This window comes from Nocardioides limicola (genome assembly GCF_016827675.1).
GTDB lineage: Bacteria > Actinomycetota > Actinomycetes > Propionibacteriales > Nocardioidaceae > Nocardioides > Nocardioides limicola.
In genome coordinates this window covers 1-20,165 of the sequence record NZ_JAERJA010000003.1, presented here as the reverse complement: position 1 = coordinate 20,165, position 20,165 = coordinate 1, and the positions used below count along the sequence as shown (strand labels likewise).

Here is a 20,165-nt window from a genome sequence, read left to right as displayed (position 1 = left end):
GGAGCATGGACTTCCAGGTGCGGCCGGCGGATGTGTTCGCGGACGTGGCGGCGGTGATCGGGCCGCGACGGCCGGACGCGAACGTGTGCTGGTGCCTGTCCTACCGGATCCCTTCGGCGCTGAATCGCGAGTTGATCGGTCCGGCCAGGGGCGAGTACGTGCGCCAGTTGTGCGCGGGCCCGCTGGCTCCCGGCGTACTCGCCTATGACGGTGACACCCCGGTCGGTTGGGCCGGCGTCGCTCCGCGGGCGGAGCTCAACAGTTTCGCCAGGGCGAACAGCAAGATCCCTCATCTGGACGACGAACCGGTGTGGAGCGTGTGGTGCTTCCACACCCGAGGCGGGCACCGTGGGCGCGGCATCACCCACGCCCTGCTGGCCGGGGCGGTGGAGCATGCGACCGCCTGTGGCGCGGAGATCATCGAGGGCTACCCGGTGGACAACCAGGGGGAGTCGGTGCACAAGACGATGGCGTACGTCGGCACTCGGGCACTCTTCGAAGGTGCGGGCTTCACCAAGGCCGCGGACGCGGGCTTCGAGTTCAGTGGGTTCCCGCGACTGGTGATGCGGCGCCACTCATCCGCACCTCGCTAGTCCGGCGGGTGCGATGTTGTGGATAGAGACAGAGTGTGGGCGGCCTGGCGCACTACGATCGTGGCACCTATCTCGGAGGTGTCAGATGATGTTGCGGACCAGGCTGCCGGGCCGGCCCGAGGACTTCCACGCTGTGGACGCTTTCATGGCTGATCGGGTGACACCCGCCGCGACGGAGTTCGCGGACGCTGTCGTGGGTGAGCGCATCGCCCTGGCCCTGGCTTTCGCGAGCGAGGCGGGTGAACTGTTCGGACTCAGGGCGAAGGAACTGGCCCGGGCTGCGGATGGGTTCGCCGAGGTGGCCAAGTCCGCGGGCCGACACGTGGCCGCGCTGGGTGTGGCCCTTCGCACGTCGAACCAGCAACTGCTGCGGATCCGGACCGAGGCGCAGTTGGCGGGACTCACGCTCACCGACGACGGAGTGCTGCCACCCGCTTCCGGTGATCCGGCGCTGGTGGCCGCCTGGGACAAGGCGGTCGCTGAGTATGAGGAGGTCGTCACTGACTGGCGGATCGCGTTCGAGGGCACGGCGGAGGCATCTCGCGGGGTGAGTGCCGAGTTGATCAACCTGACCATGAACCTGATGTCGGTGGGTGCGTCCGAAGCGCTGCACCTGCACTCCTCCCGGTGGGCCGAGATCGCCAAGGGCCACCTGGCCGACGCCCAACGGAGCCGTGACCATGTAGCCGCGCTGACGAGTGCGGGACGATACCCGGCGCAGCATGCGGGCCACCTGTATGGCTTGATCGACGAAGCCCTGGACTCCGACCGGGCGGCGGCTGCAGCGGACGCGAAGTCGAAACTGCCCCGCGGTGTACGCGTGGGAGTGGGTGGCTTGGGTGCTCTGGCATTGGCGCACGGGCTCTATGCGGACCGGCAGAGCGGGGAGTCGCTGGCGCAGGCGGCCGCGTCGCAGGGGGCTGCACTGGGGGCTGCGACGGCCGTCGCCCGGCTGGCCAGTGTCATCCCCCATCCCGGGGTCAGGGTCGGCACGGCCCTTCTTGGAGCGGCGCTTGCCGGTGCCACGACTGATGCCGGGGTGGACGCTGCCTGGGATGCCTGGGGCCAACAGGAACAGTTGGCACAGCGGCGTGAAGCCGAAGTCCTAGCGAAACTGCGCGACCGCCACGGAGTCTCCGCCCGTGAGTTGCGGCTGGATCCGGACCGGATCAAGCAGGCTGAAGGGCGGCTGCTCACCATCGCCGAGGACTTCGAGGAAGCCGCTGACAAGCCCGCGCCAGGTGACTTCGGGACGGCAGGGGCGCTGGTCTTGCTCATCTTGTCGGCGGTGTCCGAAAGCGCCGCCAAGCTGGTCACCGAGGCGGCTCTGTTGGCGCTGGGGTTGAGTATGGCCCGTGAGGACATGACGGCCGCTGACGCGGAGTCCGCCTTGGAGCTCGTCCGGTTGGGAGGGGGGTTGTCTTGAAGCCGTGGGCGCGCAACGCGTGGATCGTCGCAGCGTTTGGGATGTCGATGCTTCTCTTCTTGGGCTTCTTCCACCTGAGGCAGGGCGGGCAAGGTTGGGCGATGCTTCTAGCAGGCTCCATCGTTGGCGTGTTCGTTCCCATTGCGATATCAGGCACTCACCGGCCGCGTTCGGCTCGCGCCAATCGGCGGGTCCAGGTGGAGGCCGGCGAGGTGGTCCTGCGGCATCAGTGGGGGACCCACTTCGCCTTTCTCGTGAGCGCGTTGGCGTGTGTGGTGGGCGCTGTTGTGGCGCTCATCGCGGTAGCCAACCCTGTGTACCGCAGCCTTGCCCTGCTCGTCGCGCCCGTGGCGCCGTTCCTCGCATGGAGTTACCTGCTGTCCCTGTTGCGGCGCCCGTGCACGGTGTTGTCGCCGGCGGGGGTGCGGGTGCGTGGGGACATCTTTGATGCTGAGTTGGGGTGGGATGAGTTGGTGGCGGTGCGGGTGGAGGAGTCTCCTGCGGGTGTGCGGGTTGTGGGGGTTCCGGGTGCGTCGTCGTACTTGTGGCGGCGGGTGCGGGGGGTGGTGCCGTTGTATGGGCGTCCGGGTGAGGGGTCGATCTTCTTGTATGACTTCACCTATGACCGTCCGGGGGTGGTGGCGGAGGTGATGGAGACGTTGGCTCGGTTGGCGCCGGAGCGGCGGGCGGAGTATCTACTGGGCCCTGCGGTGGCGTTGTTGCGTGGCGACCACGAGACGATCCAGGAGTCCTGAATCGTGTGGGCGTTGGAGTTCGTTGGTCAGGAGGGGCGGTCGCAGTGAAGGTGGGTTGGATCGTTGCTGTCGCCTGCACTGCCTTGGCGGGGTTCTTCGTTTTCCTCTACATCGATGGCGATGTGTCGCTCGCCGTCCCCGTTGTCGGACTGTGCTTCGCAGCAGCGCTCGGGGTGTTGGAGTTGTCGGCCTGGCGTCGGCGTCGGGGGCAGCCCAGAGCTCGGCGGGTTCGACCGAGTGCAAGGGAAGTCGTCGTGTCGCATCGGCGCGCCACGCACGTGGCCATGATTTCCGCTTTCGCCCTGCTCGCGCTCGCCGGTGTTGTCGCACTCTCCCAGCGACCGAACGCCGTGCTCACCGGCATTATCGTGGCCGGTCTGATTGTCGCGGTTCCCGTTGCTTGGTCGTATCTGTGCGCCGTTTGGCGTCGTCCGTGCACGGTGTTGTCGCCGGCGGGGGTGCGGGTGCGTGGGGACATCTTTGATGCTGAGTTGCGGTGGGATGAGTTGGTGGCGGTGCGGGTGGAGGAGTCTCCTGCGGGTGTGCGGGTTGTGGGGGTTCCGGGTGCGTCGTCGTATTCGTGGCGGCGGGTGCGGGGGGTGGTGCCGTTGTATGGGCGTCCGGGTGAGGGGTCGATCTTCTTGTATGACTTCACCTATGACCGTCCGGGGGTGGTGGCGGAGGTGATGGAGACGTTGGCTCGGTTGGCGCCGGAGCGGCGGGCGGAGTATCTACTGGGTCCTGCGGTGGCGTTGTTGCGTGGCGATCACGAGACGAGTCAGGCATGACAGGCTCGATGGAGGCGGAGGCGAGATCGAGGACCCTCTGGGCCTGGGGGTGCGCCGTGGTCGGGCTGGGGCTCACTGGCCTGTTCGCGTTTCTGGGTGTGGGTGAGCTCTCTCTGCTCGTGGCCACGTCGTCATTCACGGGGATGGCCTTGCCTTTTGCTATCGCAGGCAGCGTGGAAGGTCGATCATCGCGGACGTATCGACGGGTGGTGGTTATCGGTGAAGACATTGTGGTGAGGCACAGAAGGGCGACCCATGCGGCGGGGGTGGCCTCTGTGCTCTTCATGTGGGCCGGAGCTCTCGCCATCGCGCTCGATACGACGAATCCGATCTTTATCGTGGGTGCCTGGATGGTCCTACTGCTGACTCCGGCGGCCATGATCAGTCTGTGTATCGCAGTGTTGCGGCGCCCGTGCACGGTGTTGTCGCCGGCGGGGGTGCGGGTGCGTGGGGACATCCTTGATGCTGAGTTGGGGTGGGATGAGTTGGTCGGGGTGCGGGTGGAGGAGTCTCCTGCGGGTGTGCGGGTTGTGGGGGTTCCGGGTGCGTCGTCGTATTTGTGGCGGCGGGTGCGGGGGGTGGTGCCGTTGTACGGGCGTCCGGGTGAGGGGTCGATCTTCTTGTATGACTTCACCTATGACCGTCCGGGGGTGGTGGCGGAGGTGATGGAGACGTTGGCTCGGTTGGCGCCGGAGCGGCGGGCGGAGTATCTACTGGGCCCTGCGGTGGCGTTGTTGCGTGGCGACCACGAGACGATCCGGGAGTCCTGAATCGTGTGGGCGGTGGAGTTCGTCGGGTTGGGAGGGGGACTTTCGTGAAGCCGTGGGTGCGATGGCTCTGGATAGGCACGGCCGGTGCCGCGGCAGGCGTGGCGCTCTTTGGATATAGGTACGCCAGCTCGGATGGCCAGTTGTGGCTCGTCGTCCTATTGGCTTCCGTCGTGGGCGTGGCAGCACCGATTGCTCTCGCTGGCAGTCTCCGGTCGGGAGACAGTCGGGCGCGTCGCCGGCTGGAGGTGGTCGGCGACAAGTTGGTGCTGAGGCACCAACGCCGGATGCAGGTTGCTTGCGTTCCCAGTGGCATCTCCGGTGCAGTGGCCAATGTCGCGGTGCTTCAGATCTCCACGAATCTTGTGTACCGGAGCGGGGCAGTCGTCGCGGCAGTCGCCGCTCTCGCATTGGCCTGGTACGGCTCGATGGCCTTGGTGCGGCGTCCGTGCACGGTGTTGTCGCCGGCGGGGGTGCGGGTGCGTGGGGACATCTTTGATGCTGAGTTGGGGTGGGATGAGTTGGTGGCGGTGCGGGTGGAGGAGTCTCCTGCGGGTCTGCGGGTTGTGGGGGTTCCGGGTGCGTCGTCGTATTCGTGGCGGCGGGTGCGGGGGGTGGTGCCGTTGTACGGGCGTCCGGGTGAGGGGTCGATCTTCTTGTATGACTTCACCTATGACCGTCCGGGGGTGGTGGCGGAGGTGATGGAGACGTTGGCTCGGTTGGCGCCGGAGCGGCGGGCGGAGTATCTACTGGGCCCTGCGGTGGCGTTGTTGCGTGGCGACCACGAGACGAGCCAACAATCGTGAAGGGACACGAGCCCGGACTGTCCTAGTCGGCGAGGTCATCCTCGGGGATGCGGAGGGCTTCGCGGAGGTCCTCGGCGACGCCGATGGCGAAGTCGACGACCCGCTGCTGGAAGCCGTCGTCGTAGGTGGCTCGCGGGGGCCCGTACTTCCTGGTCCAGGTGTGGTCGGGATGTACGAGCCTGATCCACACGTTGACATCGAGGTCAGCAAGTCGAGCCGCGAGGCTGACTTCACGTTGGCTGCCGTCGATCGTCGATACGCTGGACAGTCGAGCCCGGTCCCAGCCAGCGAGCTCGATCTTCTCGCCGTCGGTGAACCAGATTCTTTCTGCTCGCGGGCCAGGGTCGAAGCGAAGCTTTGGCTCAAACCACCGCATCGGCCGTCCCGGAGTTGCAAGGCTTGCCTCGACTTGGAACTCTGCTCCGTGCTGCCGCAAGGCCTGGTCGCCCCACGGTTCGCTACAACGGACCGGACCGGGCCACGCGGATTGTTCGACTTCGACCGCCCCGTCAAACGTGAGCACTAGATCGGCGATCTCCGCGAGACGGGTTTGAGAGCAGTAGTCATCGAAGGACCGCTTGAACTGAGGGGGTGGGGGAACGGAAGTGCTCGAGGTGTAGCAGCCGCTCAACAGCAGCGGGATGAGCCCGAAAAGTACGGCGATGAGCGGACGGAGGGCCGTCATTGACGCGCCCCCATGTGAGGGACGGTGAGGTCGCTGGCCGAGAGTGATTCGACAAGTTCGATGACTTGAGCCATCCGTGCAGCTATCCCCTGTTCGGCGTCATCCGCGTGAGCGCCGGCAGCCGAGAGATCCGTGGCGAGTGCATGAGCGATCTGATTCGGATCGTGTTCAGGGACGTCGTAGGTGAGGATCTGCGTGGTGGATTGCTTGAGAGTCTCCCCACTCTCAACTAATCCGAGGGTTGTGCTGATCAGGCTCATGACCTCGGTGGGGGGCGAGCTCATGGCGTTGGCCGCGAGCCCGATCAGCTTCCGCAGATCCATGTCCTCCACCATGGCGGTCGCCTGACTCGTCTCGCCGGCGGCAGTGATCGCGGCGTGCAGGATCGACAGGACGTTCAGCCGTGAACTGATCACCTGGACCCGCTTCGCGACGGCGAGGTAGTGCAGGTGGATGGCGATGTTGCGCAGGTGGATGTGGTTGAGTCTGGCGGGAATGAGGAAGTTGTTCTTGAAGGCGGCCCCTGCCACCGAATCCCCGTTCACCCAACGATCGGTGAGTTGGCCGATCTCGGCGAACTCAATGCTGATCAGGCTGTCGCCCGACGACTCACCGACACTCGCTCCCAGAGTCGCGGCAAGGCGGGCATAGGACTCGATCACACTGTCCAAGCGCGAGACTGACTCTTCGGGATAGACCGGCAACGTGCGGGTGAGCTCATGGGAGGTGAGGCGTGCGAGTTCCTCGGCCTTGGTCAGCACCTCGCCGAAGTTGCACTGGCACGTCACCGATCGATAGGCAAGCGGCGCCCCGCCCGAGGTGAAATGCTGGAAGAAGCGGCAGTGCTCCCACGGAGTCAGGTTCGGAAGTCCGTCGTGCCCATCCCAGCGGTACGGCACCATGTAGGACCCGTATCCGCTGACGGGTGAAATCGCACCTTGCTTGTGAGCGGTGTAGGTGACAAAGGGATCCGGCACCGGCGATCGGCGCACCACCTCGAAGGTCCGGCTGACCCAGGAGGCGGCCAATGCTTCCTCGAGGTCGGCACGGGCACGGGTCACCGCGGAGTTGTAGGAGAGCTCACCGGGGAAGTGCGACGCGTAGCTGCTCAGGACGTCCATCGGTCGACCTTCAGGGAATCGCCGCAGCATGCCAGATGATCACTCATCGCAGCCGCCTCCCGAACTCGTCCAGTACGCCGTCAGACTCGGCGTACTCCTCGATCCGGCGCTGGGCCTCCTCGGCCAGGGTGACCGGCTGCGGCGCTGGGGGGAGTACCGGGGCAGGGCGCGGGTCGAGTGCGTGGTGTGCGTAACTCTCGTGACGCCGGTCGAAGTCGTTGACCACAGCCGCGTCGGTGTCCGCGTAGTCCTCGGCCGTGGCCCCGAGGGCTTCGGCGGTCTCGGTGAGCCGCTGCATCGAGGTGCGCAACCAGTCGTTGAGGTCCATCCCCAATTGGGTGAACTCCTCACTCATCGCGGAACCATGCCCATACGGGCCGCGTAACGCTGGAGGTGACGCACACGCCGCATTGCTGTGCAGGAGAGCCGCATGGTACGTCCCAGCGATGTCCATCAGATGCACACGTCCGGCCTTCCAGACGTTGTACGGCTGAACCTCGAAACCCGACACAACAACCCCCGAGAGTAGGTGGGCCAGCGAGCGGCCCTTGGTCGCGGATCACGCTACCCGAGGCCGAGGGGAGTACCTCGGGTTCATCCACAGGTCTCCCTCGAGCCGGGCGCAAACTTGGTGTCCAGAAACCCTTGACTCTCGAACATACGTTCGATACAATACGGGGGTATGGCCGGCTCGGGACCCTGTGAGAAGCGCGAGATCCTTGCGTGCGCGCAGGCGGGGGTGGTGGCCAGGCGGCAGGGCGATGTCGACGATCTGAGGCGTCTGTTGGCGTGGGCCGATGTGCATTCGGGTGACCCGCAGGCCGAGCCCGGTGCATTGGCGGGTGGTCGGGGTGGTCCGGTGCTGGTCACGGTGGGGGGTGAGGGCACGCCAGGGGTCAACGATCTGTGTTTCGCTGAGATCGCGGTGGCTCGTGGGGCTGGGGTGGTGGCGACGCAGAACCTGACCGCGGATGCGTTGGACCTGCGGCATCGGTTGCCGCGGGTGTGGGCGGGATTGCAGGCGTTGCGATGTGAGGTCTGGGTCGGGTGTCGGGTGGCGCGGATGTCGCGGCAGCTGTCGCTGAAGGCGGTCGCGATCGTGGATGCGGCTGTGGCGGCAGCGTTGGCGGAGTCGCCGTCGCGGATCCTGGTGATCGCGGAGGCGAAGGTGATCGAGGCCGACCGGGTCGCGCATGAGGAGCGGATCGCGGCGAACCGGGTCAGGCGTGGGGTGTGGTTGTCGCGGCCGCGTCCAGGGGATGCGGTCGATGAGGTGGAGTCGACGGCGGGGGTCCGGTCGGTGGTGGGTCGGCTCGATGAGGCCGAGGCGGTGGAGTTCTTCGCTGCGGTGGAGGAGTTGGCGCAGGCGTTGGCTGTCCACGGCCACTACGACGTGGCGCCGTCGATGGATCAGTTGCGGGCTGATGCGATGGGGTTGTTGGGGCGGCCCGCGGAGGCGTTGGCGTTCCTGGACGGAATCGATGAACACCCCGATGAACGCGCCGACGCTGACGGGAAGCGGGCCTCGCGGCCTCGGGGTCGGGCGATGATCTATGTGCATCTGTCTGCCGACGCCGTCACGGGTCTGTCTGATTCGGTGGCGCGGGTGGAGGGGTTCGGTCCGATGCTGGCCGGCCAGGTGGCTGACCTGCTGGGGCGTCGGGACGTCGTGGTGGCGCCGGTGATCGATCTGAACCAGACGCACGCAGTCAATGGGTACGAGCATCCGACAGTGGTGAAGCGGCGTACCGAACTGCGGACCTGTGGTGATGTGTTCCCGCACTCGAGCAGCCTGCCCGGAGTCCGGGTCGATCACGACCATCCGGTCCCTTATGACGGGCATGGTCCACCCGGGCAGACCGGCGACCACAACGACTCGCCGTTGACACGGCGACATCACCGGGCCAAGACACATCTGGGGTATCGCCTGGACCAGTTGGGGCTGGGTGTGTACCGGTGGCGGACCCCACACGGACTGGCCAGGGTGGTCACTCCCCGCGGCACCGCCAACGTCACCCTGCTCACCAACACCGCTGGCGACATCATCGGCGAGCAGTTCATGGCCGACTGATCGTCGATGCCGGTTGGATGCTCTGGCAAGTCTTTGTCACGGTCTCGTCTGACTCACTGCGGCTGAGGGGGCTCCTCACGGCAGTGAGCGATCCGCCAGAGCAGCACTGCCACCCCAGCACGTGTTCGCCCTCGGGCCTTCAAGGGCGAGTAGCCGAGTTCCGCGCTCAGCCAGGTCAACCGTTCTTGGAGAGTGGAATGGTGCAGGTGGAGCATGGTCGCGGACTGCCGCAGGCTCGTCTGGTCGAGCACAGCCTGGAGGGTTTGGATCACCCACGGATGGCCGGCGAGCAGGTTGTCGATGCGTCGAACGTCCTCGACCATGGCCGCCTCCTCCGGCGTGAACCGTTCGACAACGCACGCGAGTGCCCCGAGGCCCTCGTATGTGACCAACGAGGGAGCAGAACCGTCCACCTCGTCTGCCACCCGGAGCGCTACCCGCGCCTGCTCGAGCGCGGTCGGCAACTCCAGAGGCTCCGGTGCGACAGACACGCCGGCACGGATACCCTCGGGGACGGTGGGTGTCCCCGGAAGGAGTGCGACGCGGTCCGATCCGAAGGCGGTCCTCAATGACGCTTGCAGATCCATGGACCTGCTGACGACCACTGTCACCGGGCCAAGGAGCCCCAGTCGCATGACGGCATCGCGTCGATCGTCGTCGGAAGCGTTCAGGTCGCACGCGATCCTGACCATCCCCATGGTCGAGCGATCGGCCGTGTCCCCTGCGAGCGCCTGCAGCGCCCGAGCCGCACGCTCAACGATGAGCGCATCGAGCGGTCCATCGGGGCCGGTTCTCTCCAGCCACAGCCATGAGCCGGGGTGCCCAGGGATCGGCTCGTGTCGCCACGTGTCGGTGGGTGCGATGGGGAGTGCTCGTCCGCTCGGCGCGAACCGCCGAGTGAGCGCGTGAGCGGCATCGTGCAGGCCAGCTGGGCAACCGGCCATCACCGCTACGGCCCTGACCACTGCCGCCTTCGACGCACGCTCCTCGAGCAGATGATCGAAGTGATCGATCACGCGCAGAGCACTGGCCGTGTCGTCGTCCACAACCTCAAGCTTGCCGATGAGATCTCGCACGTGAACCTCCCGGACCAGTATCGCTCACCAGCGGAGGATCGGTCAGGATGCTCAGCTCTCGAGTGCGCGCCGGATGAACTCATCACGAGTCGCGATCGAGGCGCCGGACACCGCCGCATGCGGTGCCATCAGGTCGAACCCGTGGAAGCCGCCGCCCCACATGTGCAGATCGACGCTGACGCCCGCCTCGGACAGTCTGCTGGCGTAGCTCAACACCTCGTCACGGAACGACTCCACTGAGCCGGTGTCGATGTAGGTGCGCGGCAGGCCGGTGAGGTCTTCGGCGCGCGCTGGCGCGGCGTACGGCGACACGTCCGGCCCGCCCCGCCGCTCACCCAGCAGGGCCGTCCAACCGAACAGGTTGTCGCCACGGTCCCACACCCCCTCCCCGTCGAGCATCCGGCTGCTGTGGGTCTCGAAGCGGTCATCGAGCATGGGGCAGACGAGCACCTGATGGCTCAGCGTCGGGAAGGCCCGGTCCCGCGCGAGCAGCGCCGTACCGGCCGCTAGCCCGCCACCAGCGCTGGTGCCGGCGATGATCAGTCGCTGTCGATCGATGCCGAGGTCGGCGGCGTTCTTCGCCGTCCAGACCAGCCCCGCGTAGCAGTCCTCCACCAACGCCGGATCGGGGTGCTCGGGAGCAAGGCGGTAGTCGACGGACACGACCACGGCGCTTCCCTCGGCGACGTACGGCAGCAGTACGTCGACGCCGAGCCGATGGTCACCGAGCACCATGCCGCCCCCGTGGATGTAGTAGATCACCGGCCGCGGACCTGCCTCCTCCGCGGGGCTCAGGATCAGCAGCGTGATGTCCGGTGCACCCGCCGGCCCTGGCACCTGGCGCTCCTCCACCCTGACCGCGCCACCTGCGCTCAGGTCCGCCGGCTCGACCCCGGGGAAGCCCTCGGCAAACCCCTGTCGCACCCCCGGGAGGACGTCGTCGGAGAGGGGAGGAACCATCTGTTGCAGGACCTCAAGCACCGGTGCGAGCTCAGGATCGAACGGCGGTCGGACGGGTGTGTCGGCGAAGATCCGGCCGGTAGGCGTCTTGGACATGCGTCACTCCTTCGTGAACGGGTGACCTCCACTCTCGGCCACGACCCACCACCACGGAACCCTTCTGGTGGCGGGAACCACCGGCCCGTTCCCCGCCAACTGGCGGGCCCAGCACATCGGTGACCTATCTGCTCGACACACACGACCACCCAGGCCGGATTCACCAACTCCGACCACCCCACGCCGCCGATCGGGCAGACTGACCCGCGTGGCGGGTGGGGATGCGAGCAAACGAGCAGCGATGGAGCGGCTGGTGCGCGTCCTCGGCGTTCTCAGCGCTTCCCCGCACCAGGGGGTCTCGGGCAAGGAACTGCAGCGGGTCGCCGGCTTCGACGGCGACCACGCCGACGACCAGCTCGGCCGAGATCTGAAGCATCTGCGCAACCACGGGTGGCAGATCGACAACATCGGCGGCACCGGGTCTGAGGGCCGGTACCGATTGATCGCCGGCGACAACCGGCTCCGGGTCTCGCTCACCCCACGTCAGCAGGCCGCCCTTCAACGCGCCGCCCTGATCGCCGATCGAGCCGACCTTGTCGACAAGATCGGCCTCCCCGACAGCGCCCGCACCGTCTCGACCGGTGTCGGGGTCGCCGCCCGACCCGTGGGTGATGCCCTGGCCACCATCGTGCGCGCCATCGAGCAGCGCGCCACGCTGAGCTTCCGCTACAAGGGCAAGGAACGACTCGCGCACCCGGCCGGGTTGAAGCACCAGAACTACACCTGGTACTTCACCGGCGAGGTCGACCATCGCCCCGGCAAGGTGCTCAACTTCGTCGTGGACCGGATGGCCGAGGTGGTGGCCGGCGAAACCGGCAGCGCCCGCCGAGTGCCGACCGTCGAACGGCTCACCCTGCACCCGCTGCGCTGGGAGGTCGACCCGCCGTACGACGTGACCTTGCGGATGGCAGCCGACTTCGTGCCCGACGCGATCCGCTGGCTCCAGCGCCCCCGCAGCGAGCGCGTGCTCGGTGACGGCACCGTCGAGCTCACCTACACGGTCACCAACCGGGCTGCGATGCGGGCCCGTCTGTACGTGCTGGGCACCAGGGTGACCGTGGTCGACTCCGACGAGTTCCTCACCGAGGTGCTCGCCGAGCTCGCCGAGATGGCAGGGGAGTGAGGATGGCCACCCCGCAGTACGTGCGCCGCATCGCGCGCCTCCCCGAGGTCTTCGCCAGGCTGGCCAGCTATCCCCACGGAGTGTCCCTGCGTGTGCTCGCCAACGAGGTCGGCGTCGACCACGACGAACTCCGTGACGACCTGCTCACCTACTTCGCCACCGACCTGCTCGGCCTCTCCCGGCCTCATGCGCTGCAGTTCAGAGGCAGCGACGGCGACGACGACATCGACCCCAACGACGCCTCGATCGTGCAACTCGTGGATCCCCCCGACGACCTCGGCGTGGAGCTCCTCGACGCCAGCGAACTGGCGCTGGTCTACACCGCGGCGATGGGTGCCCTGGAGCTGGACCCCGACGACACCGACCTGCTGGCAGCCATCAACGTGATCGCCGAGACCCTGTACGGCGGCTCGGTGGCAGCGCCGCAGCCGTGGCGACCGCCGCACCTGGACACCCTGCAGGCCGCGGCCACCGACCACCGGGCCGTCCGGATCGTCTACTCCCGACAGTGGCGCGTCGGCGTCACCGAGCGCGTCATCCACCCCTACCGGCTGATGCAGACCAGCGTCCGTGGCTGGGAGGTGGACGCCGGACCGGTGCAGCACGACGGCAGCATCCGCAGCTTCCTGCTCACCGGGATCCGAGAGGTCGAGGTGCTGGACGAGATCTTCGAGTCGCCCGCCGACCTGAGGACCCTGCTCGATGCCCAGCGGAGCACCTCCACGGTGCGACTGGTGCTGCCACACGACGCGCGCTGGGCACTGGACGAGTACGCCGAAGCGCACTACGTCGTCGACGACACCGACGACACGATCGAGGTCGATGCCGAACTGCTGCCGCCGGTGGCATGGCGGGTCGGCCTGCTGATGCTGGCCGGCGGGGTCGACGTACGGGTGCCGGAGCCCGCCTCGCTGATCGCGGAGGGGCCGGGTTTGGCGCGGCAACTGCTGGAGCACCATCGCCGCTGACGCGACCGACGCGTCGCCGGTCAGCGGACGTGCATCCCCGCCGTCGCCTGATACTCCTCCATCGCCTGCTCCAAGGCAGTGCGACCGCTGGTTCGCGGGATACGAGGCGCGGCATCCTGGCTGTCCTTGCCGGTGTCACCGGCGGCCTCGTCGACGGGTTCCTCGGCCAGGCTCTCCACGATGAACGCGAGCAACTCCCGCCGCTCCTCGACGCTCAGCGCCTGGATCGACTTGCGGATGGCCCGCGTGACCATGACCCCATCGTACTCCTCGCGTCAGTGCCGCGCCTCGACCGAGTTAGCTGCGGCCACCGCACCGGCGCCCTGGGTGACCCGGACCAGATGCCAGGCGACCAGCACAGCGGCCACGATCATCGTTGCGTGGAACGCGTACTCGATCCCGAGCAGCGCGCCGTAGTTGTCGTGACCGATCGACTGGTGCAGCGAACCGTGCGGCCACCACTGGCCAACAGCCAGCCGATCGAGAGATAGGCGGCCGTGGCGTCGGCACCGCGGCCGAGCAGAGGCCTGCCGAACGCCAGCCAAGCCAGCCCCGCCCCGAAGCCGGCTCCCTCGATCAGCCCGTAGGCGATGAAGCCTCCGGCGAGCGCACCGGTGATACCGACGTCCCCCGCCGGCTCCGCACCCCAGAATCCGCCGAGCGGCCCTTGAGGTCCGAGGGCCATCGCCGCGACTGCCCCGGCGACGATCACCGCGATCCAACGTCCCTTGTTCATGGTCGGCTCCTTCGTCGTGTGGTTGTCGCTACTGACTCTGCTGCGGCATCGACTGCGGTCCAATGGCGCTGTGGTGTGCATCTGCGGTGGTGCAGGCATCCCCGACATCGGCTGCGCGGACCGGCGACGGGGTCGATACTGACCGGATGACGATCCGGTTGGTCTGCGCCGAGGACAACTACCTGGTGCGGGAAGGGACCCGGCTGCTGCTGGCGACCCAACCGGACATCGAACTCCTCGACTCCGTCTCGACGATGCCGGACCTGCTCGACGCGGTGGCTCGGCTCGAACCGGACGTGGTGCTCACCGACATTCGGATGCCGCCGAGCCAGACCGACGAGGGGATCCGGGCCGCCGAGCACCTCGCGGTCACCCACCCCGAGGTGGGCATCGTCGTACTGAGTCAGTACGTCGAGCCGAGCTATGCACTCCGGCTGTTCCAGGACGGCTCCAGGGGTCGCGCCTACCTGCTCAAGGAACGACTCGGCGACGTCGTCGAACTGCGCAAGGCGATCGAGGCGGTCCACGCGGGCGGGACCATGCTCGATCCGGTCGTGGTCGACGCCCTGGTGGCGGCCAGGCAACGCAAACGCGAATCCTTGCTCAGCAGGCTCACTCCGCGTGAGCACGAGGTCCTCGCCCACATCGCCAAGGGCTCGGCGAACGTGACCATCGCCGAGGCGCTGGCGCTGACCGAACGAGCGGTCGCCAAGCACATCAATGCGTTGTTCGCCAAGCTCGAGTTGAGCCCCGACGACGTCGAGGTGCACCGCCGGGTGCGCGCGGTGCTGCTCTACCTCGCCGAGACCCGGAGCTGACGTCACCCGAGCGGCAGTTCGGCGCGTACGACGGTCCCTCCGCCCGGCGTTGAGTCGACGCTGACGCTGCCGCCGAGGCCGTCGACCCGATCGCGCATGTTGGTCAGCCCCGTGCCTCGCGGAGCCGTCGCCGTGTCGAAGCCGGTGCCGTCGTCGGCGACGGTGAACCGCACCACCTGCTCGCTGGAGCCGATGTCGATCCGGATCCTGCTCGGGTGGGCGTGCTTGCACGCGTTGTGGATCGCTTCGAGGCAGCAGAAGTAGATCGCGGCCTCCACATCCGCGCTGAGTCTGCCCAACTCGGGGGCTACCACCTCGACCTGCACCGGGGCCGACAGCGCGTGGGTGCGCAGCGCCTCGACCACGCCCTGTTCGGCGAGCATCGGTGGGAACAGGCCACGCGCGATGTCTCGCAGTTGCGCGATCGCTGCCTCGGCCTCGGCGGCGGCCGTCGACAGCGCCTCGATGGTGCCCGCGGCGCTTCCGTCCTGCTCGGCCATGGTGGCGGCGAGACCCAGCCTGATCCGCAACGACAGCAAGTTCTGCTGAGCGCCGTCGTGGATGTCACGCTCGAGGGCGCGGCGCGCCTGGTCATGCACGGTCACGATGCGTTGGCGTGACTCACGCAGGTCGTTGATGCGGTCGTGCAGGTCCCGGGTCAGTCGCGCGTTGCGGAGCACCGGCCCGAGCATCGCAGCGACCTGTCGCAGCAACGCCTCGTCGCTGGGCGGCAGCGGATCGTTCCTGGTCGCGAACAGTCGCACCTCACCCAGCAGTTCGCCGGTGAAGGCGATCGGGGCCGAGTGCATCACCGGGCGTGGGGGAGTCACCCCCGCGCCTGACGCGAACTCCGAGACGCTGCCGAACTTCGTGCGGATCTCGGCCCGCTCAGCGCCGGTCGTCTCGACCAGCAGCCGTACCGCCTCGGCGAGCACCTCCTCGGTGGAGTCAGCGCGTGCGACTCGGTTCGAGAGGTCGGCCAGCAGTTCGTAGGGCGTGGGTCGGTCACCCAGCACCAGCCGGGTCGCTGCGGCGTGCACCCGCTTGCGCACCGGCTCGAAGCCCACGGCGATCACTGCGGTGGCGGCGACCGAGAGCCACAGGTTCGCGCGGATGCCGAACAGTCCGCCCAGGCCGATCACCACTGCCAGATAGGTGAGGGTGATCGCCGCGCTCAGGGCCGCCACGGTGACCGCCCGGCTGACGATGATCTCGACGTCGAAGAGACCACCGCGGGTGATGCCCAACCCGAGCACAGTGAAGAAGAGCAGCACCGCCGGCACGGTGACGACCGTCCACACCGCCTGCCACGGCCACAGCAGCACCATCACCGCCACGAACAGCGAACCCGTGATGACCACCGGCCGGACCCGGCGACGCTGGACCGGGTCGGTGCTGCGCAGCCTCTTCACCAGTGAGGCCACGGTGAGCAGTCCGGCCGCACCGATGGCGCTCAGGCCGACGGCCAACAGAGTCAGTGCTACCCGGTCGTCCGCAGGGACGGATTCGAGGACGGGCACGTGCTGGGACCTGGGGCGGTTGCCCCAGGCGAAGGCTGCCCAGCCCAGCACCATTCCGGTGCCAGCCAGCCAGGCCACCGGCCGCCAGCGAGGTGACGGCAACTCCCCGTTCGGGAAGTACAGCACCCCGAGGGTGATCGGGATGCCTGCCGCGAACACCCAGAGGGCCAACAGCCACAGCGGCCAGACCACCGACGCGGGAAGCTCCGCGAGGGTCACCTCGCCCCGCCGCACTGCCTCCAGTAGTCCGGGATGGGCCTCAGCTCGGGCGTACAGGACCGCCGCCGCGGCCACGTGAACGGACCCGAAGACCGACGCGGCGAACAACCAACGCGCCGACAGGTTGCCGGGCTGGCTGCGCAGGGCCATCGCGAAGATGACAGCGGACAGCCCTACCGGCGCGTTCTGGAACAGCCAGGCGTCGAACATCTCGCGTCCCGGGGCGCCGCGGACCAGATAGGAGAGCACGCCACCCAGCACGAGCAGCACGCAAACGCCGGCCAGGCCCGTGGCGATGCGGCCCGCTCGGACGTCGGCCTCATCGCTGCTCATCACCTCAGTATGTGCCGTTCGGCGCCGGCGCGCGGTGGTGTTGGCACCCCCATCCACCACCAGCGCGCACCCGCCGAATCCGGGCGGGTGCACCCTCGCCCGCCGCGTCGTACCGGCGCAGGGTGGAGGGAACAGGACGGCATACCGAACGTGAGGAGAGACCGATGGGCCCGAGAAGTGACCGCGAACAGCGCTACCGCGACGCGGAACGGCGCTGGTGGGCGCACGTGGGCGTTGAGCCGATGGAACGCCGGGTGCATCTACCCGCCCTCGACGTCGACGTGCGCGTGCAGGAGGTGGGGGTGGGGGAGCCGGTGCTCTTCGTGCATGGCGGGCCGAACAGCGGGTCGACGTGGATGGAGCTGGTCTCCCGGCTGTCCGGGCTGCGGTGCCTGGTCGTCGACCGGCCGGGCACCGGGCTCTCGGATCCGCTGCGCCGCCCGGTCGACCGACAGAACCTGGCCGAGTACGGCGAGACGCTTGCCGTCGACGTACTCGACGCACTCGACGTCGACCGCGCGCACCTGGTCGTCTCATCCTTCGGCGGGTACGTCGGCATCCGGTCGGCGGCCGCGCATCCGCAGCGGTTCGATCGGATGGTGCAGATGGCCTGTCCGGCATTCACGCCGGAGATGCGGACTCCGCCGTTCATGCGGCTCATCATGACTCCCGGCCTCGGCGCGCTGATCAACAGACTGCCCCCCAACACTACGGCCGCCAGGCAGGTGCTCCGCCAGATCGGTCACGGGGCCAGCCTCGACGCCGGACGGATCAGTCCCGAGTTCATCGACTGGTACGTCGCCCTGCAACGGGACACCGACACGATGGCGCACGAGGTCCGGATGATCTCCGGGCTGGGCGGTCCGCTGGGTTTCGACCGTGCCATCACCATCCCCGACTCGGTGCTGGCCGCGGTGCAGGCGCCCACCCGCTTCCTGTGGGGAGCCGACGACACCTTCGGCGCCGAGGCCACCGCGCGGCGCACCGTGGCTGCGATGCCGCACGCCGAGGTCGAGATGCTGCCTGAGGCCGGTCACCTGCCGTGGATCGACGACCCCGAGCGGGCGGCCAAGGTCGTCCTCGCGCACCTGGTGGGCTGACCGATGGACGAGGTCGGCCGTCGGCGCCAGGGCGGTTGGACGGCGCGGGCGTTGACGGTGTTGGCCCTGGTGGGCCTGGCGATGGTCGCCGGTCCGCCGGCGCACGCGCACGGTGACGGCGATCTGGTCGACCAGGCGGTCTCGATTCCGGGTGGCGGTTCGGTGGAGTTTCTCGGGGACGTGCACTACCACCGGTTGATCGTGCGGCTCTCCGGCGATGGGCCCGTGGTGCTGCGACTCGTCGACGAGGCCGGCGCAGTGGCCCTCGAGCGCGGTCCTGCCCGCGCAATCACGGTCAACGAGCTGATCGCCTGCTGCGATGACCGCGGCTGGACGCCGTACCAGCTGGTCCTCGAGAACCCGGGCGAGGACACGGTGACTCTCGACATCGCGGCGCACCTGGTCCACGACGACCTCGCCGTGATGGTCTACGGCGCTGAGCCCGGCACCAGGGAATCGGTGGCCGTGTTCGCCGTCCTGTGGGGGTTCATCGCCTGGCGCAGCCATCACAGACGGCGCCCCACGACTCCGACGGTCGCCGTAACGGCGTTCGGTGTGATCACCCTCAGCTACGCGGCACTGTGGTCCCTCGGCGCCCTGCGCTACGGGACCTGGGAGCCCGCCGCTCTGCTGGCCGGAGGCTTCGACGTATCGCTGCTCCCGGTGAACCCCTTGGTGTCCGGTGCGTCGCTGTCGATGCTGCTGGCGATCATCGGCTGGCTGTGGATGGCCTCGCTGTGGATCAAGGCGCGGTTCGCGATGCGGGTCGGGACCTGGGTGCCGCTGGGAGTCGGTCTGGTCTCCCTGGTCGTGGGCGCTGCCGTGGCCATCGGGGCCAGCTATGGCGCGTGGGGGATGCCAGTGGCCTTGACCCTGGTGTTCACCACCCCTCTCCTGGTCGTGATGGCTGAGAACCTCCGACACCGCCCCTGACCCCCCGCCGAGGTGGGGTTTGTGGCCGGTCGAAGTGGGGTTTGTGGCCGGTCGAGGTGGGGGTTGTGGCCCGCCGAGGTGGGGGTTGTCCACAGCATCGCCTGTGGGGTTTCGCGAGTCCGGTGTGGCTGGGTAGCCTGCCGGTATCTGATTGCCTTGCTCGGGAGGTTGGGGTGCTTCTTCGACGTCGCATCGCTGTCGTCGCTGCCGTTGTTGTGGCGATGGCCGGTGCCTTATCTGCGTGTACTGGCGATGATCCGCGTCCTGATCCAGAGCCGACCGTCGCGCCGACACCTACCCCGGACCCGGACCCGGAGCCGGAGCCGACTGCGGAGCCGGTGGAGCGGGAGGACCCGGAGGAGTTCATCCGCCGGTGGTTTGCCGCAGGTGACCGGATGGCCGAGACGGGAGATCCGAGTGACTACCTCGCGATGACTCACGACTGTGAGGTGTGCGAGGAGACCGCCGACCTGATCGTTGGGATCCATGAAGCAGGCGGCTACGTCGTTGGTGGCGAGCGGTCGTTGGCGAACTTCGAGCGCATGTCTCGGTCGGGCGACCTCAGAGGGTGGCAGTTCGAAGTGACCACAGCGCCCACGGAGTACGTCGAAGAAGAGGGCGGCGATGTGCTCACTTTGGATGGGGGAACCAGTACCCAGTTCGTCGAACTGGTCCGTCGAGGGACCGAGTGGAGCGTGCGTAATCACGGGGCCTTCGCATGATCAGCCGCTGGGCCCTCGGTGCGGTTGTCGTCACGTTGCTGTTGACGCCGCCGCTTGCTCATGCCAACGGAGGCGAGGCGAGTGGCGAGTGTGAGGCGTCGACCCAGGGGCTCGTCGGTGCCAAGGTTCAGTGCGTGACGTCGGCGGCTGAGGCGAACGTGATGATCGCTGAGACGAGTGTGGAACGTGATTGGCGGTGGACCCCGAGTTGCGCAGACGAGGGTTCCCTCACTTTCCAGGAGGCCTGCACGAGGCTTCGACGGTGTTCGGGAGCCATTGAGGGTCATCTCTTCAACCTCTGGTGGAGGCCCAAGGATGCAGGTGACGCGATCCCCTGGACGTGGCACAGCCAGGCGTGTCTGGGCGAGACGGATCTTGCTGAGATCGGGACAGTGACGCCGGGGGTGGTGCAGCGGGCGTTTGAGCGGTTGGAGTGGCCGGCGGCGGAGCTGTTTGTGGAGCCGGATCGTGGGTGGACGTTGGTGCAGTTGGAGACGAACTTCTATACGACGAATACGGAGCCGAGTCGTCAGGTGGTGGTGTTGTTCG

21 protein-coding genes and 1 pseudogene are annotated in these 20,165 nt (G+C 67.8%); 14 read left to right on the top strand and 8 right to left on the bottom strand.

All coding sequences use genetic code 11. From position 1 onward, the window contains the following. The first annotated feature begins 5 nt into the window (after nucleotides 1-5). The 6 genes from JKG67_RS07355 to JKG67_RS07330 all read left to right on the top strand — a co-directional run bounded on the left by JKG67_RS07355 (nucleotide 6) and on the right by JKG67_RS07330 (nucleotide 5,135). The gene (locus JKG67_RS07355) at nucleotides 6-593 is read left to right on the top strand and encodes a GNAT family N-acetyltransferase (protein WP_203336653.1); all 588 of its coding nucleotides are present in this window, start codon (nucleotides 6-8) and stop codon (nucleotides 591-593) included. Nucleotides 594-678: 85 nt separating this feature from the next. Further along, nucleotides 679-2,019, top strand: a complete 1,341-nt coding sequence (locus JKG67_RS07350; RefSeq protein WP_203336652.1) for a hypothetical protein — start codon at nucleotides 679-681, stop codon at nucleotides 2,017-2,019. Nucleotides 2,020-2,294: 275 nt separating this feature from the next. After that, a complete protein-coding gene (locus tag JKG67_RS07345; protein ID WP_203336651.1) occupies nucleotides 2,295-2,774 on the top strand; it encodes a hypothetical protein in 480 nt (159 codons plus the stop codon). 44 nt (nucleotides 2,775-2,818) lie between these two features. Then, nucleotides 2,819-3,562, top strand: a complete 744-nt coding sequence (locus JKG67_RS07340) for a hypothetical protein (RefSeq protein ID WP_203336650.1) — start codon at nucleotides 2,819-2,821, stop codon at nucleotides 3,560-3,562. Nucleotides 3,563-3,939: 377 nt separating this feature from the next. Continuing rightward, the gene (locus JKG67_RS07335; protein ID WP_203336649.1) at nucleotides 3,940-4,332 is read left to right on the top strand and encodes a hypothetical protein; all 393 of its coding nucleotides are present in this window, start codon (nucleotides 3,940-3,942) and stop codon (nucleotides 4,330-4,332) included. A gap of 176 nt (nucleotides 4,333-4,508) precedes the next feature. Continuing rightward, a complete protein-coding gene (locus tag JKG67_RS07330; RefSeq protein ID WP_203336648.1) occupies nucleotides 4,509-5,135 on the top strand; it encodes a hypothetical protein in 627 nt (208 codons plus the stop codon). A gap of 22 nt (nucleotides 5,136-5,157) precedes the next feature. Here JKG67_RS07330 and JKG67_RS07325 read toward each other — a convergent pair whose 3' ends face one another. From JKG67_RS07325 to JKG67_RS07315, 3 genes are all read right to left on the bottom strand, one after another. Beyond that, the gene (locus tag JKG67_RS07325; protein WP_203336647.1) at nucleotides 5,158-5,511 is read right to left on the bottom strand and encodes a hypothetical protein; all 354 of its coding nucleotides are present in this window, start codon (nucleotides 5,509-5,511) and stop codon (nucleotides 5,158-5,160) included. Between the two features lie 305 nt (nucleotides 5,512-5,816). After that, nucleotides 5,817-6,881 (bottom strand): hypothetical protein, encoded by a 1,065-nt coding sequence (locus JKG67_RS07320; protein WP_203336646.1) that lies wholly within the window; start codon nucleotides 6,879-6,881, stop codon nucleotides 5,817-5,819. A gap of 103 nt (nucleotides 6,882-6,984) precedes the next feature. Beyond that, nucleotides 6,985-7,296, bottom strand: a complete 312-nt coding sequence (locus tag JKG67_RS07315; RefSeq protein ID WP_203336645.1) for a hypothetical protein — start codon at nucleotides 7,294-7,296, stop codon at nucleotides 6,985-6,987. Nucleotides 7,297-7,623: 327 nt separating this feature from the next. Here JKG67_RS07315 and JKG67_RS07310 point away from each other — a divergent pair, with 327 nt between their 5' ends. Then, a complete protein-coding gene (locus JKG67_RS07310; protein ID WP_203336644.1) occupies nucleotides 7,624-9,012 on the top strand; it encodes a hypothetical protein in 1,389 nt (462 codons plus the stop codon). Between the two features lie 53 nt (nucleotides 9,013-9,065). Here JKG67_RS07310 and JKG67_RS19045 read toward each other — a convergent pair whose 3' ends face one another. Together JKG67_RS19045 and JKG67_RS07300 are read right to left on the bottom strand one after the other, a co-directional pair. Next, nucleotides 9,066-10,088 carry a helix-turn-helix domain-containing protein gene (locus JKG67_RS19045; protein WP_203336643.1) on the bottom strand — a complete coding sequence of 341 codons (1,023 nt, stop codon included), beginning with the start codon at nucleotides 10,086-10,088 and terminating at the stop codon, nucleotides 9,066-9,068. A 51-nt stretch (nucleotides 10,089-10,139) separates the two neighbouring features. Continuing rightward, entirely contained in the window at nucleotides 10,140-11,144 is a 1,005-nt protein-coding gene (locus JKG67_RS07300; protein ID WP_203336642.1) for an alpha/beta hydrolase, read from the bottom strand. Between the two features lie 208 nt (nucleotides 11,145-11,352). On the opposite strand from JKG67_RS07300, the gene JKG67_RS07295 reads away from it, so the two are divergent. Together JKG67_RS07295 and JKG67_RS07290 are read left to right on the top strand one after the other, a co-directional pair. After that, a complete protein-coding gene (locus JKG67_RS07295; RefSeq protein WP_203336641.1) occupies nucleotides 11,353-12,267 on the top strand; it encodes a helix-turn-helix transcriptional regulator in 915 nt (304 codons plus the stop codon). Between the two features lie 2 nt (nucleotides 12,268-12,269). Then, complete coding sequence (locus tag JKG67_RS07290; RefSeq protein ID WP_203336640.1) at nucleotides 12,270-13,235, top strand: helix-turn-helix transcriptional regulator; 966 nt, start codon at nucleotides 12,270-12,272, stop codon at nucleotides 13,233-13,235. A gap of 20 nt (nucleotides 13,236-13,255) precedes the next feature. Here the strand turns inward: JKG67_RS07290 and JKG67_RS07285 are convergent, their stop codons facing one another. Further along, nucleotides 13,256-13,489, bottom strand: coding sequence for a hypothetical protein (locus tag JKG67_RS07285; RefSeq protein WP_203336639.1), 234 nt, complete (start codon nucleotides 13,487-13,489; stop codon nucleotides 13,256-13,258). 116 nt (nucleotides 13,490-13,605) lie between these two features. Next, nucleotides 13,606-13,971: a hypothetical protein gene (locus tag JKG67_RS07280; protein WP_203336638.1), complete on the bottom strand. Its 366-nt coding sequence runs from the start codon at nucleotides 13,969-13,971 to the stop codon at nucleotides 13,606-13,608. A gap of 146 nt (nucleotides 13,972-14,117) precedes the next feature. Between JKG67_RS07280 and JKG67_RS07275 the strand changes: the two genes are divergently transcribed. Continuing rightward, the gene (locus JKG67_RS07275; RefSeq protein ID WP_238998135.1) at nucleotides 14,118-14,789 is read left to right on the top strand and encodes a response regulator transcription factor; all 672 of its coding nucleotides are present in this window, start codon (nucleotides 14,118-14,120) and stop codon (nucleotides 14,787-14,789) included. A 2-nt stretch (nucleotides 14,790-14,791) separates the two neighbouring features. Here JKG67_RS07275 and JKG67_RS07270 read toward each other — a convergent pair whose 3' ends face one another. After that, nucleotides 14,792-16,861 carry a sensor histidine kinase gene (locus JKG67_RS07270; RefSeq protein WP_203336637.1) on the bottom strand — a complete coding sequence of 690 codons (2,070 nt, stop codon included), beginning with the start codon at nucleotides 16,859-16,861 and terminating at the stop codon, nucleotides 14,792-14,794. Nucleotides 16,862-17,025: 164 nt separating this feature from the next. Here JKG67_RS07270 and JKG67_RS07265 point away from each other — a divergent pair, with 164 nt between their 5' ends. The 4 genes and pseudogenes from JKG67_RS07265 to JKG67_RS07250 all read left to right on the top strand — a co-directional run. Further along, nucleotides 17,026-17,961 (top strand): alpha/beta fold hydrolase, encoded by a 936-nt coding sequence (locus tag JKG67_RS07265; protein ID WP_203336636.1) that lies wholly within the window; start codon nucleotides 17,026-17,028, stop codon nucleotides 17,959-17,961. 3 nt (nucleotides 17,962-17,964) lie between these two features. Next, nucleotides 17,965-18,894: a hypothetical protein gene (locus tag JKG67_RS07260; RefSeq protein ID WP_203336635.1), complete on the top strand. Its 930-nt coding sequence runs from the start codon at nucleotides 17,965-17,967 to the stop codon at nucleotides 18,892-18,894. A gap of 173 nt (nucleotides 18,895-19,067) precedes the next feature. Continuing rightward, the gene (locus tag JKG67_RS07255) at nucleotides 19,068-19,616 is read left to right on the top strand and encodes a DUF6318 family protein (RefSeq protein ID WP_203336634.1); all 549 of its coding nucleotides are present in this window, start codon (nucleotides 19,068-19,070) and stop codon (nucleotides 19,614-19,616) included. Then, nucleotides 19,613-20,165, top strand: a pseudogene (locus JKG67_RS07250) (hypothetical protein); the annotation flags it as partial. The gene JKG67_RS07255 and the pseudogene JKG67_RS07250, both read left to right, overlap by 4 nt.